The organism is Arthrobacter sp. C2 (assembly GCA_024207135.1).
Taxonomy (GTDB): domain Bacteria; phylum Actinomycetota; class Actinomycetes; order Actinomycetales; family Micrococcaceae; genus Paeniglutamicibacter.
Window position 1 is genome coordinate 4,325,907 of sequence record CP042428.1, and the last position, 17,937, is coordinate 4,343,843.

Below are 17,937 nucleotides of genomic sequence, written 5' to 3' on the forward strand. Positions count from 1 at the left end.
GGCGGCGCCGGGACCGGCCCGCCGGCGGGCGGGGGAGGGGTGCCGGGGTCCGGCCCGCTCACAGCGGCCGGACGCGGTTCGCGGCCAGGCGCTCGCGCAGGTAGGGCAGCGCGCGGCGGGAGACCGGAAGCTCGATCCCGCCGATGAGCACCGCGGCCTTGCCGGTGGCCAGCTTCACGGTGTCGATCTTGTCCATGGCCACCAGGTAGGAGCGGTGGATGCGGACGTACCCGGCCGAAGCCCATTGCTGTTCGAGGTCGTTGAGTGGGACCCGGATCAAGTAGCTGGCGTCCTTGGTGTGCAGCCGGGCGTAGTCGCCCTGGGCCTGCACGTAGCGGATCTCGTCGCGGCGGATCATCTTGGTGATCCCGCCCTGGTCCACGGTGACCACCTCGGGCTTGGCGGTGTCCTCCTCGACCAGCTCGCAGATCCGGCGGATCGATTCGGCCAGGCGCTCGGGGCGCACGGGCTTGAGCACGTAGTCCAGGGCCGCTAGCTCGAAGGCTTCCAGGGCCTGGTCCTCGTCGGCGGTGACGAAGACGACCGCCGGGGGACGGGTGAAGCGGGAGATGACCCGGGCGATGTCCAGGCCGGACAGGGCGGGCATGTGGATGTCCAGGAAGAGCGCGTCGACCTCGAACTCCTCCAGGGCCTTCAGTGCCTCGGCACCGGAGTTGGCGCGGTGGATGGTGCCCACCCTCGAGTCGAGCGACAGCAGATACGCCAGCTCCGCAACGGCAGGCAATTCGTCGTCGGCCACGACCACATTAATCATGCATGACATTTTACCCGGCCACGTGGACAAAGTTCTCTGGTGGCGCGTTAATGCGGGTTGAGGGCAGGTGCGGTGGGCTCCACGCCGGGACGGAACTTGGGGATGCGCATGGTGATCAGCGTCCCGGCGCCCGGTGCGGTGTCGATGACCAGCCCGTGGGCGTCCCCGTAGACTTGGCGCAGCCGCACGTCCACGTTGCGCAGCCCCACGTGGATCGACTCCGTGGTCCCGGCCAGCACGGAGGCGAGCGCCTTGGGGTCGATGCCGACCCCGTCGTCTTCCACGGTGATCAGCGCGTACTCCCCGGAATCGGAGGCGCTGATGGTGATGCGTCCGCCGCCTGGCTTGGATTCCAGCCCGTGGCGCACCGCGTTTTCCACCAGCGGTTGCAGGGACAGGAACGGGATGGCGGTGGAAAGCACTTCCGGGGCAATGGCCAGGGAGACTTTGATGCGTTCGCCGAAGCGCGCCTTTTCCAGCAACAGGTACCTGTCGATGGCGGTGAGTTCCTCGGACAGCGTGGTGAAGTCCCCGTGCCGGCGGAAGGAGTAGCGGGTGAAGTCGGCGAACTCCACCACCAGTTCCCGGGCCCGGGCCGGATCGGTGATGATGAACGAGGCGATGGCGTTCAGCGAGTTGTAGATGAAGTGCGGGGAGATCTGGGCGCGCAGCGCGCGGACCTCGGCCTCCATGAGCAGCGCGCGGGAGGCATCCAGCTCGGCCAGGCCCACCTGGGCCGCGACCCAGGCGGCGACCTCCGCCACCGCGCGCACGAACCCTGCCCCGGCCCGCGGGATGTACGCGCACACCGTGCCCACCGGGGTGTCCCCGACCATGATCGGTGCGCAGACCATGTCGAAGCCCTCGGAGCGCTTGACCTGGGTGCGGGTGGCGGACAATGCCGCGGCGGCAAGTTCCAGTGCCGCGGCGCTGCCGCGCTCCTCGGTGTCCGGAAGCGTGCCGTCCAGCGCGAGCACCGCGGAGGTGTCGGTGATGAGAAGGGCGCGGGCGGCCAGCAGCGCGCGCAGGTGCTTGGAGGCGGTGGCCGCGCCCTCCGGGGTCAATCCCTGGGCCAGGTGCGGGGCCGCAACCGAGACCCGGTGCAGCGTCTCGAAGGTGGCCTTTTCTGCGTCCGTGCCCAGGTCGCGGGTGGAACGGGCGATCTTGAATCCCAGGTAGCCCACCAGGGCGGCGCCGACCACGACGGTGGCGACAATCAGGGTCATCTGCAGTGCGGTGGAGAGCATGGGCACAAGCCTACGCGGGCAGGAAACGGGCATGCCGCTCGTCGCTGCGCCGCACCGCTTGGCGCATCCGGGTGACCGCTTGGCGGTAGTTCCAGCCAACCCCCTTCCCGCGCGGTGTCCGCATGGCACACAGTGATCTCAGTCACCATGCCAGGTGACGCGCCTCGCAGGCCGGGATGAGCCGGTTCACCAAGCAGAAGGCTCCGCGCCTGGCGCCTGGATCCCTTTGAGAAGGAGGAACCATGAGCACCACCGAAGAGTCTGACCTTGGAACCGGCATCGATTTCATGGCGGAACAGGACTCGAAAGAGTTCAGGGAGCTGCGCAAGACCCATCGCAGCTTCGTTTTCCCGATGGCCGTTATTTTCCTGTTGTGGTACTTCGCCTACGTGCTGTTGGCGGACTATGCACACGAATTCATGTCCATCAAGGTGTGGGGCAACGTCAATGTCGGCATCCTGCTGGGCCTGCTGCAGTTCGTCTCCACCTTTGGCATCACCGCCGCCTACGTGTCCTACAGCAACAAGAAGCTCGACCCGAAGGCCACGGCGATCCGCCAGCGCCTCGAAGCACAGGAAGGGGAGTAGGCCATGAACGTCCTTTCCTCAACGCTCCTCGCCGCTGCCGGCGAATCGACCAAGGTCGGCAACCCGTGGGTCAACATCGGGATCTTCGGCCTCTTCGTGGGCATCACCCTGGTGGTGGTGCTCAAGGCCTCGAGCAACAACAAGACCGCTGCGGACTACTACGCCGGCGGGCGTTCCTTCACCGGCACCCAGAACGGCACCGCGATCGCCGGTGACTACCTCTCGGCCGCATCGTTCCTGGGCATCGTCGGGGCCATCGCCATCAACGGCTACGACGGCTTCCTCTACTCCATCGGCTTCCTGGTCGCCTGGCTGGTGGCCCTGCTGCTGGTCGCCGAACTGCTGCGCAACACCGGCAAGTTCACCATGGCCGACGTGCTTTCCTTCCGCCTGAAGCAGCGCCCGGTGCGCATCGCCGCGGCGATCTCCACCCTCGCGGTCTGCGTCTTTTACCTGCTCGCGCAGATGGCCGGCGCCGGTGCACTGGTTTCCCTGCTGCTGGGCATCGACGGCAAGCTGGGACAGTCCCTGGTCATCGTCGTGGTCGGCGCGCTGATGATCGTGTACGTGCTGATCGGCGGCATGAAGGGCACCACCTGGGTGCAGATCATCAAGGCCTGCCTGCTGATCGCCGGCGCCTTCATCATGACCATCATGGTGTTGGCCGCCTACGGCTTCAACTTCTCCGCCCTGCTCGGTGCGGCGGTCGAGTCGGCCGGAACCCCTGACATCCTGAACCCGGGCCTGCAGTACGGCAAGTCCGAAACCTCGAAGATCGACTTCATCTCCCTGGCCCTGGCCCTGGTGCTCGGCACCGCCGGCCTGCCGCACGTGCTGATGCGTTTCTACACCGTTCCCACCGCCAAGGAGGCCCGCCGCTCGGTGGTCTGGGCGATCTGGCTCATCGGCGGCTTCTACCTCTTCACCCTGGTGCTGGGCTACGGTGCCGGTGCCATGATCGGTGCCGAGAAGATCAAGGCCGCCCCGGGCGGTGTGAACTCCGCGGCCCCGCTGCTGGCCTTCGAACTCGGCGGCCCGCTGCTGCTGGGCTTGATCTCCGCGGTCGCCTTCGCCACCATCCTCGCGGTGGTGGCCGGGCTGACCATCACCGCCGCGGCATCCTTCGCCCACGACGTGTACTCCTCGGTCATCGCCAAGGGCAAGAGCACCCCGGCGAAGGAAATGAAGGTGGCCCGCCGCACGGTGGTTGTCATCGGCATCTTCGCGATCGTCGGCGGCATCGGCGCCCAGGGGCAGAACGTCGCGTTCCTGGTGGCGCTGGCCTTCGCGGTCGCCGCCTCGGCCAACCTGCCCACCATCCTGTACTCGCTGTTCTGGAAGAAGTTCACCACCCAGGGCGCTGTCTGGTCCATGGTCGGCGGACTGGTCTCGGCCATCTTGCTGATCGTCTTCTCCCCGGTCATGTCGGGCCAGCCGACCTCCATGATCCCGGGTGCGGACTTCGCGCTCTTCCCGCTGGCCAACCCGGGCATCGTCTCGATCCCGCTGGCCTTCGCACTGGGCTGGCTCGGTTCGGTCCTGGACAAGAACACCGAGGACCCGATCAAGTCCGCGGAAATGGAAGTACGCTCGCTCACCGGTGTCGGCGCCGAAAAGGCCGTCGACCACTAGCAAGCAGGCATTCCCCCCTGGCGGGGGAGGGCAGCGTCCCACCCCCCGCCGAACCGCACAGGCGGTGTCGTTTCCTCCCACCATGGGGAAACGGCACCGCCTGTGTCGTGCCCGGGAGGCTGCCCTTCCGGCCCCGGATCGACGGTCATGGAAGGGCCCTGGCCGGGGCCCATCGCCGTGCAGCCGCCAGGTGGCGGAAGGATTCAGGCTACGTGGTTCCCCCGATCCAGCTGCAGCACGAAATCCGTCCGTGCCGAGGCGATGCGGAACCCCGCCTTCCGAAGCGTCCGCAAGATCGGTGGATTGGCCCTTGCCACGCTGGCTGTCACCAACGGAACTCCTGCCTGCGCGGTGGCCGCCAGCACGGCCGATGCCAGCCGGGCGCCCACCCCGGTACGCCTCGCTTCAGGCAGCACGGCCAGGTAACCGAGATTCCAGTCGGCGGGGTACGCCTGGATCGCGGCGATGCCGCTGATCCCTGACCGATCGCGGTGGGCCAACCACGGCACCCTGACCTGCCTATCGGCCATCATGTCCCGGTAGGCAATGGCTGCCTGCTGCGCGCCTACCTCGGCGACTCGGGTCCGGTCGTAGTCGTCCAGGCTGTTGCCCATGGCGGCCGCCATGACGCGGACGACGTCCTCGTCCGTCGGGTCGATCTCGATGATCCGGCTTTCCCTTGGGTCCGCTCCCGGCCGGGCCGCGGGACCGGTCCCGCGGGCATCGACGGGGAGGGAGCGGCCTTCGGTGCCCGCCTCCAATTCGAGCCGATCGCTGTCCACCACCCACCCGAGTGACTGAAGTGCCGCGCGCTTGGCCTCCGGCGCAGGGTCCCGGCGGTCGATCACCGACACTTCGGCTCTCCGCAGGCCGGTCGCCCGGGCGGCATGGGCGAGGCCGTCGAGAAGGACGCGGTACAGTTCTTCGGCGTCGGTCCACCCCGGGCCGAACTGGAAGGCGTAGGCGACGGTGGTGCCGTCGGGATGGGTGAACAGGCCGGCCCGGCCCACGTCGACGCCGTCCTCGTCGCTGGCGACGACCAGGTGGCGGGCCTTGACCGAGCCGCGTTCGATGTTGTGCGTCAGCCGCTCCAGGTCCGCGCCGCGGTCGGGCGCGAGGGAGCTGAATCGTTCCGGTGATGCCGTACTGAAATGCAGGATGGAGGCTCCTCTGGGGGTCCCGGCCGTGGTGTCGAACATCTTGCCACGAGGGCGCCCGGTCGTCCATGCCTCCTCCTGGCTCCGTGCGACCCATGGCCCCGGGGTGGAATCGGGAACGCCCCCCGTCCGCATGGGGGAAGCGCAAGCTCGTTGCCCTCCCGGAACCGGTGGCGGAACCGCCGAACGCGGCATCGCCAGGGGGCGGCCTCGTGAATGCCGGCGGGCAAGAGCGTCCTGGCCTGCACGGCCGCCATTGGCGATTGCCGGCAAGCGCCAGGCACCGGGTCCGGGACGACCGAAATCCCCTGGAGCCGCCCCGGTTCAGCCGGCGGTCTCCGGGTCGGAGGCCGTGGACCGGGCCCTGGAACCGTTGCCCGGGCCGCTGGCCAGGCGCAGGTCCATCAGCGAAGTGGTGCGGTGCGGTATGAGTTCGGCCATCGACAGCGAGGTGTCCGCACGCTCGACCCCCTCGATGGCCAGGATCTGCCCGTTGACCCGGAAGAGTTCCTCGGCGCCGCCGGCGACCACGCGGGCGAGGATGTCCGCGGAGCCGGTCACCCCGTGCGCCTCGATGATCTCCGGGATTGCCTTGAGCTGCTCGACGATCTGGCCCAGCAGCCGCTGCTGGAGGTGGATGTGCACGAAGCTGACCAGCCCGAAGCCCAGGGCCGCCGGGTTCACGCGTTGTTCGAAGGGCAGCAGCGCACCGCTGGATTCCAGGCGGACCAGGCGCGCCTGCACCGTGTTGCGGCTCAGCCCCAGGTCGGTGGCCAGCGCCACGGCGCTGGCCTTGGGGCGTTGGCACAGTGCGGAGAGGATCCGCAGGTCTGTCGCGTCAAGTTGTTGCATAATGCGCAAGATTAGCACCGTCGAACCTCGACCGATAGTGCAAGTTGCGCAGTTTCTCAGCCAAGGATTGTGCGCACTGCATTGAGTGAGTAGCATCACATGTAGGTGGGGCGATGAGGCCGCACCCGCAGGCACGGCACGTCCCACCGGAATGCCGGACCTGAATCCGCAATCGACGCAAAGGATGCTGACCGTGTCCATCACGTTTGACTCTTCGACCCCCGAAGGCGCCGAGGACTACCTCCAGATCCTGGCACCCGACGGCACCCGCCACCCCTGCCCCGAGCTTGACCATTGGGTGGAGGAGATCGATATCCCGGCCCTGGAAAACCTCTACATCGACATGGCCTGCATCCGCCGCCTCGACACGGAGGGCACAGCCCTGCAGCGCCAGGGCGAACTGGGGCTTTGGGCACCGCTGCTCGGGCAGGAAGCCGCACAGATCGGCTCCGGCCGGGCGCTGGAACACGACGACTTCATCTTCCCCTCCTACCGCGAACACGGCGTGGCCTATTGCCGGGGCATCGACCCGCACGATTTGCTGCGCATGTGGCGCGGGGCGGCCCCCAGCGGCTGGAACCCCTACGAGGTCAACATGGCCAACCAACAGATCGTCATCGGGGCACAGACCCTGCATGCGGCCGGCTACGCCATGGGACTGAAATTCGACGGCTCGTCCGCAGCGGCCATCACCTACTTCGGGGACGGGGCCACCAGCCAGGGGGATGTCAGCGAGGCCATGGTCTTCGCCGCCAGCTACCAAGCACCGGTGCTGTTCTTCTGCCAGAACAACCACTGGGCCATCTCCGAACCGGCCACACGGCAAACCGCCGGCTACATCGCCGACCGGGCCAAGGGCTTCGGCCTGGCCACCTGGCGGGTGGACGGCAACGACGTCGTCGCCGTGCTGGCCGCCACCCGTGCGGCCCTGGCCCACGTGCGCACCGGCAGCGGCCCGGCATTCATCGAGGCCGTCACCTACCGGATGGGTGCACACACCACGGCGGACGACCCCACGCGCTACCGCGACGCCCTGGAGCTCGAGGAATGGGCCGCGAAGGACCCGCTGGACCGGGTTGCCGCGCACCTGGACACCCTGGGCGCCGACCTGGCCGCACTGAAGGAACGGGCCAAGCAGGCCACCGACGACATGGCCGCCGGGCTGCGCGAGGCCATCACCACGATGCCCGACCCCGGGGTCGAGGACCTCTTCGACCACGTATACAGCCATCCGCATCCCTGGCTTGAGGAGCAACGCGAGAACTACGCCAACTACCTTGCCGGCTTTTCCGAGAATGTGCAGGCCTCCAAATGAAAACCCTCACCTTCTCCCAGGCCCTGAACACCTCGCTGCGCGACTCCATGGAACACGATGCGAAGGTCGTGCTCATGGGCGAGGACATCGGCAAGCTCGGCGGCGTCTTCCGCATCACCGACGAATTGCAAAAGGACTTCGGGGAGCACCGGGTCATCGACACCCCGCTGGCCGAGTCCGGCATCGTGGGCGCCGCCATCGGGCTGGCCTTCCGCGGGTACCGCCCGGTGGTGGAGATCCAGTTCGACGGATTCGTCTACCCGGCCTTCGACCAGATCGTCTCGCAGCTGGCCAAGATGCACTTCCGCTCCCGCGGCAACGTCAAGCTCCCGGTGACCATCCGCATCCCCTTCGGCGGGGGCATCGGCTCCCCGGAGCACCACTCCGAATCGCCCGAGGCCTACTTCGCCCACACCGCCGGCTTGCGCGTGGTCTCCCCGTCGAACCCGCAGGACGCCTACACGATGTTGCAGCAGGCCATCGCGGACGACGACCCGGTGATCTTCCTGGAACCCAAGCGGCGCTACCACGTGCGCGGGGAGGTGGACACGGATCTGGTTCCGGAGCCCGGGTCCCTGTACCGGGCCAAGGTGGCGCGCGAGGGTGCCGACCTGACCCTGATCGCCTACGGACCGCTGGTGAAGACCGCTCTGGATGCGGCCGATGCCGCGGCGGACGAGGGCATCGACATCGAGGTCATCGACCTGCGCAGCATCGAACCGGTGGACTTCGCCACGCTGAGCACCTCGGTGCGCAAGACCGGGCGGGTGGTCATCACCCACGAGGCCGGGAAATTCGCCGGCATCGGGGCCGAGCTTGCCGCAAGCCTCACCGAGCGCTGCTTCGACCACCTGGACCACGCTCCGGTGCGGGTCACGGGATTCGACATCCCCTACCCGCCGGCGAAGCTGGAGAACCACCACCTGCCCGATCTTGACCGGATCCTTGACGGGGTCGACCGTGCCATGAGGCGCACCGCGCCGCTGCTGGGAGAGGACGGATGAGCAACACCATGGAGAAACTATTCAACCTGCCGGACCTCGGCGAGGGCCTGACCGAATCCGAGATCCTGTCCTGGCACGTGGCCGAGGGCGACACCGTTGCGCTGAACCAGGTGATTGCCGAGGTGGAGACGGCCAAGGCCATCGTGGAACTTCCTTCCCCGTTTTCGGGCGTGGTGAAAAAGCTCTACGAGCCGGTGGGCGCCGTGGTGAATGTCGGCAGCCCGCTGATTTCCTTTGACGTGCCGGACCACTCCGCTACCGCCGCCCGTGACCCCAAGGAACCTGCGGGGGGCACGGCCCGGGAACCATCGGGGGGCGCGGCCCAGCGCCAGCCGACCCTGGTCGGTTACGGGGCCGCAGCAGAACCCGGAGGACGTCCGGCCCGCCGGGCACGCGTGGGTGCCCCGGCGCCCGTGGCCGCGGCGGCACCCGATCCGGTGCCGGCCGGCCGGGATTCACAGGCGGGAGCCCCGGTTTCCGCTGATTCCGGCCCGGGCCTGCGCCTGGTCGAGCCGCACGACCCGGCCCCGCAAGGCATTGGCTACCTGCGGGCCACCCCGCCGGTGCGCAAGCTCGCCAGGGACCACAACATCGACCTGCGTTCGCTGCGCGGCACCGGCACCAACGGCCTGATCACCCGCCAGGACGTGGTGCAAGCACTCGAGGCAACGGCGATCCCGGAGGCATTGCCGCAGGGGCCGGTCCCGCAGGCAGCTGCCGCGGGGGAGACGCGCACCCCGATCAGGGGCGTGCGCAAGGCCACTGCCGCGGCCATGGTCGCCAGCGCCTTCACCGCCCCGCACGTCACCGAGTTCCTGAGCGTGGACGTCACGGAGACCATGGCGCTGCTCGAGCGGCTGCGTGCCTCGAGGCGTTTTGCCGACGTGAAGATCACCGTGACCACCCTGGTGGCCAAGGTGGTCACCCTCGCCCTGGCCAAGCACCGCACGCTGAACTCCCGTTGGGACGAGGAACACGGCGAAATCGTCGAGTTCGGGCACGTGAACCTCGGCATCGCCGCGGCCACCGGGCGCGGGTTGATGGTCCCGGTCATCCACAACGCCCAGGACCTTGATCTGGCCCAGCTTGCCGCTGCCTCCGGGGAGTTGACCCGAGCTGCCCGCGAGGGAACGATCACCCCGGCCCAGCTGGGCGGCGGGACCTTCAGCATCAGCAACGTGGGTGTCTTTGGCATCGATGGCGGAACCCCGATCCTGTCGCCGGGCCAAGCCGGAATCCTTGCCGTGGGCCAGGTGCGGAAGATGCCATGGGAACACCTTGACGAGATCGCGCTGCGGCAAGTCATGGTGCTTTCACTGTCCTTTGACCATCGGTTGGTTGACGGCGAACAGGGCGCCAGGTTCCTCTCGGAAGTCGGAGCGATCCTTGAGGATCCGGCCCTGGTCATGGGTTTGGTTTAAGTGATGCGGACCGGGAGTCTCCCCCGTCCGCAGGTGCTTGTTGACAATGAACGATGTTGAATGTTGTCTGGTCATAAGTTGCAGGTTCATAAAGATTCTGCATCTGGCCAGTCGTTCATTAGTTGTTTCAGAGATTTATGAGTAGTCTCACCTATGAGTGATGAGACTCACCATGGTCCGGCGAGGTTGCAAAACCCCTTCCCCGCCGGCCAACAAACTCGTTGAGGAGAAAGAATGCGTTACAACCGCACCTCGAAGGCACTTGTGCTTTCCGCAGCTCTGGCCCTGACCCTAACTGCCTGTGGCGGCGGCGGCGGAGAAAACCCCAGCGCAAGCTCCGGTGGAGACGCGTCGAAGGTCATCACCGCGAACTCGACCGAACCGCAGAACGGACTGCTGCCGGCAAACACCAACGAGGTTGGTGGCGGACGCGTGATGGACCTGATCTTCACCGGTTTGGTCAGCTACGACGCCACCGGCAAGCCGGTCAACGAGCTGGCCGAGTCGATCGAGACCACCGACGCCCAGAACTACACCATCAAGATCAAGGCCGGCCAGAAGTTCACCAACGGCGAGCCCGTCAATGCCAAGTCCTTCGTGGATGCCTGGAACTTCGGTGCAGCGGCGAAGAACGCACAGCTGAACTCGTACTTCTTCGAGTCCATCAAGGGCTACGACAAGGTCAGCGCGGAGAAGTCCACCCTGGACAAGATGGAAGGCCTGAAGGTCGTCGACGACACCACCTTCACCGTCGAACTCAGCCGCCCGGAGTCCGACTTCCCGTTGCGCCTTGGCTACACCGCCTTCTACCCGCTGCCGGAAGCCGCGTTCAAGGATCCGAAGGCCTTCGGCGAGAACCCCGCTGGCAACGGCCCGTACAAGCTGGCCGAGGGCGGCTGGAAGCACAACGTGGAACTGAACTTGGTCCCGAACGCTGACTACTCCGGCCCGCGCACCCCGGCCAACGGTGGCGTGACGTTCAAGATCTACAACTCCTTTGACGCCGCATACACCGACCTGCAGGCCGACAATCTCGACGTGCTGGACCAGATCCCGCCAAGCGCACTGCAGAACTACAAGACCGATCTGGGCGACCGCTGGGTCAACCAGGCCTATGCGGGCAACGCCACCATGACGATCCCGAGCTACCTGCCGGAGTTCAAGGGCGAGGCAGGCCAGCTGCGCCGCCAGGCGATCTCCATGTCGATCGACCGCCAGCAGATCATTGACAACATCTTCTTCGGTGCCAAGCAGGTTGCCAAGGACTTCACCTCCCCGGTGATCGACGGCTACTCGGATGCCCTTCCCGGCAACGAGGTGCTGACCTTCAACGCCGACAAGGCCAAGGAACTATGGGCCCAGGCCGACAAGATCGATCCGTGGCCGGCAGACAAGGTCTTCACCATCACCTCGAACATCGATGGCGCAGGCAACAAGGAATACATCACGGCCATGGCCAACCAGATTTCCAATACCCTGGGAATCAAGGCCGAGTTGAACCCGATTCCGACGTTCAAGGAAATGCGTACACTGGTCGGCGAGAAGAAGCTCACCGGCGCCTCGCGTGCCGGCTGGCAGGCCGACTACCCGTCGCTGTACAACTTCCTTGGCCCGCTCTACGGAACCGGCGCCGGCTCCAACGACGGCGACTACTCGAACCCCGCGTTCGACCAGAAGCTGGCAGACGGTCTTGCCGCTACCTCCGTCGAGGAAGGCAACAAGATCTTCAACGAGTCCCAGCAGATCCTCCTCAAGGACCTGCCGGTCGTGCCCCTGTGGTACCAGGCCGTCCAGGGCGGCTGGAGCAACAATGTCACCGACGTGAAGTTCGGTTGGAACGGTGTTCCGATCTACAACGCCATCACCGGCAAGTAGCCCACACCACCGCTTGAACTGACACGTGAGAAAGGGGGGCCCGACCCGGGTCCCCCTTACTTGCGTGGAACGGCAATCCAACGTTCCCCATCTCCCACAAAAACTTCCTTACAAGGAGTAGTTCCTTGATCGACTCGATCACAACCACAACACCCACGGTGGCAGCTCCATGATCACGTTCACCCTCAAACGGATCCTGCAGCTGATCCCGGTGTTCTTCGGGGCCACGTTGCTCGTCTATTTCCTCGTCTTTGCCACACCGGGCGACCCCATCGCGGCGCTGTCCGGCGGCAAGCCGATGAGCCCGGCCGTTGCAGATGCCCTGCGTGCCCAGTACAACCTTGACCAACCCTTCTGGGTGCAGTACTTCCTGTACCTGAAGAACCTGGTCTCCTTCGACCTCGGCCAGACCTTCTCAGGCCAGCAGGTCTCGGACGTCATCGCCCGGGCCATGCCGGTGACTGCACGCCTTGCCGTGATGGCGCTCGCAATCGAAGCCGTCTTCGGCGTCATCTTCGGCGTCTTCGCCGGCCTGAAGAAGGGCAAGCTCTTCGATTCGACCGTCCTGGTCGCCTCGCTGCTGGTCATCGCCGTTCCCACCTTCGTGCTGGGCTTCGTGCTCCAGTTTGTCGTGGGCGTGAAACTTTCTTGGGCCAAGCCCACCGTCAGTTCAGGCGCCCCCTGGGGGGATTTGATATTGCCGGCCGTGGTGCTGGGGCTTGTGTCCCTGGCGTACGTGATCCGGTTGACCCGCACCTCGATCATCGAGAACAAGAGTGCCGACTACGTACGCACGGCAACCGCCAAGGGACTGAGCCGGCGCCGCGTGGTCGTGGTCCACATCCTGCGCAACTCATTGATCCCCGTGGTCACCTTCCTGGGTGCCGACCTGGGATCCTTGATGGGCGGCGCGATCGTCACCGAAGGCATCTTCAATGTCCCCGGCATCGGCAACCTGTTGTACCAGGCCATCCTCAAGGGCGAGAGCGCCACCGTGGTGGCAGTCGTCAGCGTGCTTGTGCTTGTATTTGTTATCGCCAACCTCGTCGTTGATTTGCTCTACGCGTGGCTCGACCCAAGGATCCGCCTTGTCTGAGAACCCAACTCCCGAAATCATTGAACCGGTCGCACCCGCACCGAAGGTGCGCGCCGGAAAAATCTCCAGCCGCCACATCGAGCACTACGTGGCTCCGCTGGCTGAAACCCCGCTGCAGTCCGTGGACAAGGTCGACGAGACCGCCGAGCCACTGAGCATGTGGGCGCAGGCCTGGCGTTCCCTGCGGATCCAGCCGCTGTTCATCATTTCCGCACTGCTCATCATCTTGGTGATCCTTGTGGCGGTCTTCCCGGGTCTCTTTGCCAAGGCAGACCCCACCTTTTGCAAACTGGACTTTGCACGCCAGGGCCCGTCAGCGGGCCACCCGTTGGGCTACACCTTCCAAGGCTGCGACATCTACGCGCGCGTCATCTACGGTGCAAAGGCCTCGGTTCTGGTCGGGCTGTTCACCACGATCGCCGTGCTCATCGTTGGCGGCACCTTCGGTGCGCTGGCGGGCTACTACGGCGGCTGGCTCGATGCCGTCCTGGCCCGCATCACCGACATCTTCTTCGCCCTGCCGTTGATCCTCGGCGCCATCATCATCATGCAGCTGCCCGCATTCCGGGAAAACAAGAGTATCTGGACGGTCATCATCACCCTGGCGATCTTTGGCTGGCCGCAAATGGCCCGCATCACCCGGGGAGCGGTCATCGAGGCCAAGAGCGCCGACTACGTCATGGCCTCGCGCTCGCTGGGCCTGTCCAAGTTCAAGACGCTTGTCAAGCACGTGGTGCCCAACTCGCTGGCTCCCATCATCGTGATTGCCACGATTTCGCTGGGCATCTACATCGTCGCCGAGGCGACACTCTCGTTCCTGGGCCTGGGCCTTCCACCCAGCATCATGAGCTGGGGCAACGACATCGCCAACGCACAGATCTCGCTGCGCAACAATCCGGCGATCCTGATGTGGCCGGCACTGGCGCTGTCCGTCACGGTGTTGAGCTTCATCATGCTCGGCGATGCGGTCCGCGATGCGCTCGACCCGAAATCACGCAAGGGATAGCACCATGAGCAAACTATTGAAGGGACCATCCGTGAATCGGCCATCCGACGAAGACCGTCCACTGCTTGAAATCAGGGACCTGGCCATCACCTTCTCGACCCCCGAGGGGCCGGTCCACGCCGTGCGCAACGGACGTCTGACCGTGATGCCCGGGGAAACCGTGGCGATCGTGGGGGAGTCGGGTTCCGGAAAGTCCACCACGGCGCTTGCCGCCATCGGGCTGCTGCCGGGCAATGGCAAGGTCACCGGCGGGCAGATCATCTTTGACGGCGAAGACATCACCCATCCCACCGAGGAACGGATCGTAGCCCTGCGCGGCAGCTCCATCGGCATGGTTCCACAGGATCCCATGTCGAACCTCAACCCGGTGTGGAAGATCGGGTTCCAGGTCAAGGAGACCTTGAAGGCCAACGGCCTGGCCGGCAACAACTCCAAGGAACGCGTCGCCCAGGTCCTGGCCGAAGCGGGACTTCCGGATGCCGCGACCCGTGCCGGGCAGTACCCGCACGAGTTCTCCGGCGGCATGCGCCAGCGTGCGCTCATCGCCATTGGCCTGGCCTGCCGGCCGCGCCTGCTCATTGCCGACGAACCGACCAGCGCACTGGACGTGACGGTGCAGCAGCAGATCCTGGACCACCTGGACACCATGACTTCCGAGCTGGGCACCGCGGTCGTGTTGATCACCCACGACCTGGGCCTTGCCGCCGAGCGCGCCGAGAAGATCGTGGTGATGTACAAGGGGCAGGTGGTTGAATCGGGTCCGGCACTGGAAATCCTGCGCAACCCGGTTCACCCCTACACCCAGCGACTGGTCGCCGCGGCGCCTTCGCTGGCCTCGAAGCGACTGCAATCCCAGCCGACCGAGGTCGCCGAGGAAATCAACGCCGTGGTGAAGGTCGAACACGAAATCGTCGACGAGGACATCCTGCAGGTCAAGGACCTGACCAAGGTCTTCAAGATCCGCCGGGGACTGGGCAGAAGCGACGACTTCACCGCGGTGGACAACGTGTCCTTCTCGGTCAAGCGCGGCACCACCACGGCCATCGTGGGGGAGTCCGGGTCGGGCAAATCCACCGTCGCACAGATGGTCTTGAACCTGCTCAAGCCGACCAGCGGGTCGATCACCTTCGACGGACAGGTGATGACCGACCGCACCGAGAACCAGCTGTTCAAGTTCCGCCGCCGCGTGCAGCCGATTTTCCAAGACCCCTACGGGTCCTTGGACCCGATGTACAGCATCTTCAGGACCATCGAAGAGCCGCTGCGGATCCACGGCATCGGGGATGCCAAGTCCCGGCAGAGCCGGGTCAAGGAGTTGCTCGAGCACGTCTCGATGCCGTCTTCGACGATGCACCGGTTCCCCAACGAGCTCTCCGGCGGGCAGCGCCAGCGCATTGCCATTGCCCGGGCGTTGGCGCTCAAGCCCGAGGTGATCATTTGCGACGAAGCGGTTTCGGCCCTGGATGTGTTGGTGCAGGCACAGATCCTGAACCTGCTCAACAAGTTGCAGGAAGAGCTGAACCTGACGTACCTGTTCATCACGCACGACCTTGCGGTGGTGCGCCAGATTGCAGACGACGTTTGCGTGATGGAACATGGACGGATCGTTGAGCATTCCACCACCGATGAGGTCTTCAACAACCCCCAGAGCGAGTACACCAAGAACCTACTTCGGGCGATTCCCGGAGCCACGTTGATGCTTTAGGAGAGATTCGTTCCCAATGGGAATTGGGAATTGATATGAAAAAGTGGAGGGGCAAGCCAAAAGGCTTGCCCCTCCACTTGCTTATCATGAATGACTTATTGGAAGGCAATCAGTGCCGGGTCGAACGTCATGTTGGGCGATGTTTCCAAACTGTTATAAATGGGGCCTCGCCGGATGCGCCTACTTACGAGTAGTAATTGGTGAAGTTCAATGTGAAGCAGATCCTTGAGTTTTCGCGGCTGTAGCGTCCATCACGTTTGCGGGCGCCCTTGGAGTGTCGCTGGTCACCAGGCCACGGCCCGAATGGCACGCCAAATATGAAGCGGTGTTTTTATATCCAACCGGCGGAATCGCGGCTATGGTTCTAGATTGTGGGGCATCGCACACTGCATGGACCGCATTCGAGCGAAAGCTCGGTTACATGAAGCTCAAGCTAATTAGGAGGAGAAATGCGTGTTCAGCGTATTTCCAAGGCTGTTGCAGTTGGTGCTGCGCTCGCACTGGCACTGACTGCGTGTGCGCCGGGTGGCGGAAACGCCCCCAGCGAATCGGCAACAACGTCGGCATCCAGCAGCGGGACCAACACCGTCGAACCGGCGAACTCGGGTCGCGCCGATCTTGGCGACATCACGACCAAGGACGATGAAATCAAGGTCACGGTCGGTGCCCCCGAATTCATCGGTTACAACTCTTACACCCCACAGACCTACTCCACCTACAACTCGGCCATCACAGAGCGCGTGCTCTCAGGTTTCTCCTACTTCGGCACCGACGGCAAGATCTACGCGAACGACGACATGGTCACCTACGAGAAGGTCAGCGACGATCCGCTGACCATCAAGTACACGATCAACCCGGATGCCAAGTGGTCCGACGGAACCCAGATCACCACGGCCGACGCCGTCCTGGCCTGGTCCTTCCAGAACGCCAACTTGAAGAACGCCAAGGGCAAGCAGCTCTTCGACTCGGTCTCCGCCGACCTGGGCGACACCGTCCCCAAGGGCCCCGAGGGCGCAGCTGATTCGAAGGAATTCACGGTCACCTTCAAGAATCCCGACCCGGACTGGCAGATCCAGACCTGGATCGATACCCCCGCGCATATCGTCGCCAAGCAGGGCGGGATGTCCACGGCGGAGTTCGTGGACGCGGCTCGCGCCGGCGATGCCAAGGCGCTCACCAAGGCCGCCGAGTTCTGGAACACCGGCTGGACCACGAAGCCCGGAACCCTTCCGGACGCCGAGCTGATCCCGTCCTCGGGACCGTACAAGCTCAAGAGCTGGGCGGCCGGGCAGTCGGTGACCCTGGAGGCCAACGAGAACTACTACGGCACTCCGCCCGCCACCAAGACGCTGACCTTCCGCTTCATCGATGACGGGGCGATGGTCCAGGCCCTGCAGAACAAGGACCTCGACGTCATCAACCCGCAGCCGACGGTTGACACCTTGGCACAGCTCAAGGCTCTCGGCGACGAGGTGAACATCCAGCAGGGTGACACCATGACTTGGGAGCACCTGGACTTCAACTTCCGCGACAAGGCCGTCTTCAAGGATTCCCTGGAACTGCGCCAGGCATTCGCGATGTGCGTTCCGCGCCAGGAAATCGTTGACAACCTGATCGTGCCGCTGAACCCGGAGGCCAAGGTGCTCAACGCACGCGAGGTCTTCCCGTTCCAGGACACCTATGACGAGGTCGTGGGTGAGTCCTATGACGGTCGCTACGACAAGGTCGACATCGAAGGTGCCAAGAAGATCCTCGAGGAGCAGAACGCCGTGGGCACCAAGGTGCGCATTGGCTACTCGGCTCCCAACCCGCGCCGCACCGACGAAGTCGCCATGATCCAGTCCTCCTGCAAGGACGCGGGCTTCGAAGTTGTCGACGCCGGCGACCCGAAGTTCTTCGCACCCGGCGGCACCCAGGAACGCGGCGACTACGACGTGGCACTGTTCGCCTGGGCAGGTTCCGGCCAGATCACCTCGGGCCAGAACATCTACGCCTCGGGCAAGCCGCAGAACTACGGCCAGTACTCCAACAAGGACGTCGACGCCGCGTGGGAGCGCCTGGCAACCTCGATGGACCCGGCCGTGCACCTGACCGAGACCAAGAACATCGAGAAGCTGCTGTGGGATGACCTCTTCGGCATCCCGGTGTTCGCACACCCGGGTCTGTCCGCCTCCTCGGCCGACATCAAGAACGTGCGCCACACCGCTACCCAGTCGCAGATCGTCTGGAACGCCGAACAGTGGGTACGCGCTGAGTAATTGCCCA

14 protein-coding genes are annotated in these 17,937 nt (G+C 65.1%); 10 read left to right on the plus strand and 4 right to left on the minus strand.

What is annotated here, in order from left to right; genetic code table 11:
- Positions 1-58 precede the first annotated feature (58 nt).
- Together FPY90_RS19765 and FPY90_RS19770 are read right to left on the minus strand one after the other, a co-directional pair.
- A complete protein-coding gene (locus tag FPY90_RS19765) occupies positions 59-775 on the minus strand; it encodes a LytR/AlgR family response regulator transcription factor (protein WP_071215622.1) in 717 nt (238 codons plus the stop codon).
- 47 nt (positions 776-822) lie between these two features.
- Entirely contained in the window at positions 823-2,022 is a 1,200-nt protein-coding gene (locus tag FPY90_RS19770) for a sensor histidine kinase (RefSeq protein WP_498682934.1), read from the minus strand.
- A 287-nt stretch (positions 2,023-2,309) separates the two neighbouring features.
- Here FPY90_RS19770 and FPY90_RS19775 point away from each other — a divergent pair, with 287 nt between their 5' ends.
- Together FPY90_RS19775 and FPY90_RS19780 are read left to right on the plus strand one after the other, a co-directional pair.
- Positions 2,310-2,609 (plus strand): DUF485 domain-containing protein, encoded by a 300-nt coding sequence (locus tag FPY90_RS19775; protein WP_286135462.1) that lies wholly within the window; start codon positions 2,310-2,312, stop codon positions 2,607-2,609.
- Positions 2,610-2,612: 3 nt separating this feature from the next.
- Positions 2,613-4,241, plus strand: a complete 1,629-nt coding sequence (locus FPY90_RS19780) for a monocarboxylic acid transporter (protein ID WP_071215627.1) — start codon at positions 2,613-2,615, stop codon at positions 4,239-4,241.
- 203 nt (positions 4,242-4,444) lie between these two features.
- Here the strand turns inward: FPY90_RS19780 and FPY90_RS19785 are convergent, their stop codons facing one another.
- Together FPY90_RS19785 and FPY90_RS19790 are read right to left on the minus strand one after the other, a co-directional pair.
- The gene (locus FPY90_RS19785) at positions 4,445-5,440 is read right to left on the minus strand and encodes a GNAT family N-acetyltransferase (protein ID WP_498682936.1); all 996 of its coding nucleotides are present in this window, start codon (positions 5,438-5,440) and stop codon (positions 4,445-4,447) included.
- 282 nt (positions 5,441-5,722) lie between these two features.
- Positions 5,723-6,250 (minus strand): Lrp/AsnC family transcriptional regulator, encoded by a 528-nt coding sequence (locus FPY90_RS19790; protein ID WP_071215629.1) that lies wholly within the window; start codon positions 6,248-6,250, stop codon positions 5,723-5,725.
- 184 nt (positions 6,251-6,434) lie between these two features.
- Between FPY90_RS19790 and pdhA the strand changes: the two genes are divergently transcribed.
- From pdhA to FPY90_RS19830, 8 genes are all read left to right on the plus strand, one after another.
- Positions 6,435-7,565, plus strand: coding sequence for a pyruvate dehydrogenase (acetyl-transferring) E1 component subunit alpha (gene pdhA / locus FPY90_RS19795; protein WP_498682937.1), 1,131 nt, complete (start codon positions 6,435-6,437; stop codon positions 7,563-7,565).
- Positions 7,562-8,569, plus strand: coding sequence for an alpha-ketoacid dehydrogenase subunit beta (locus FPY90_RS19800; protein WP_498682938.1), 1,008 nt, complete (start codon positions 7,562-7,564; stop codon positions 8,567-8,569). Before pdhA ends, FPY90_RS19800 begins: the two co-directional genes overlap by 4 nt.
- Positions 8,566-9,990 carry a dihydrolipoamide acetyltransferase family protein gene (locus tag FPY90_RS19805; RefSeq protein ID WP_498682940.1) on the plus strand — a complete coding sequence of 475 codons (1,425 nt, stop codon included), beginning with the start codon at positions 8,566-8,568 and terminating at the stop codon, positions 9,988-9,990. The genes FPY90_RS19800 and FPY90_RS19805 overlap by 4 nt, the downstream gene beginning before the upstream one ends.
- Positions 9,991-10,224: 234 nt before the next feature.
- Positions 10,225-11,865 (plus strand): peptide ABC transporter substrate-binding protein, encoded by a 1,641-nt coding sequence (locus tag FPY90_RS19810; protein ID WP_071215632.1) that lies wholly within the window; start codon positions 10,225-10,227, stop codon positions 11,863-11,865.
- 169 nt (positions 11,866-12,034) lie between these two features.
- Positions 12,035-12,961, plus strand: a complete 927-nt coding sequence (locus FPY90_RS19815) for an ABC transporter permease (protein WP_071215633.1) — start codon at positions 12,035-12,037, stop codon at positions 12,959-12,961.
- Positions 12,962-12,980: 19 nt separating this feature from the next.
- Positions 12,981-13,967: an ABC transporter permease gene (locus FPY90_RS19820; RefSeq protein ID WP_498685630.1), complete on the plus strand. Its 987-nt coding sequence runs from the start codon at positions 12,981-12,983 to the stop codon at positions 13,965-13,967.
- A 4-nt stretch (positions 13,968-13,971) separates the two neighbouring features.
- Complete coding sequence (locus FPY90_RS19825) at positions 13,972-15,672, plus strand: dipeptide ABC transporter ATP-binding protein (protein WP_071215634.1); 1,701 nt, start codon at positions 13,972-13,974, stop codon at positions 15,670-15,672.
- A 449-nt stretch (positions 15,673-16,121) separates the two neighbouring features.
- A complete protein-coding gene (locus FPY90_RS19830) occupies positions 16,122-17,930 on the plus strand; it encodes an ABC transporter family substrate-binding protein (protein ID WP_071215635.1) in 1,809 nt (602 codons plus the stop codon).
- The last annotated feature ends 7 nt before the right edge of the window (positions 17,931-17,937 follow it).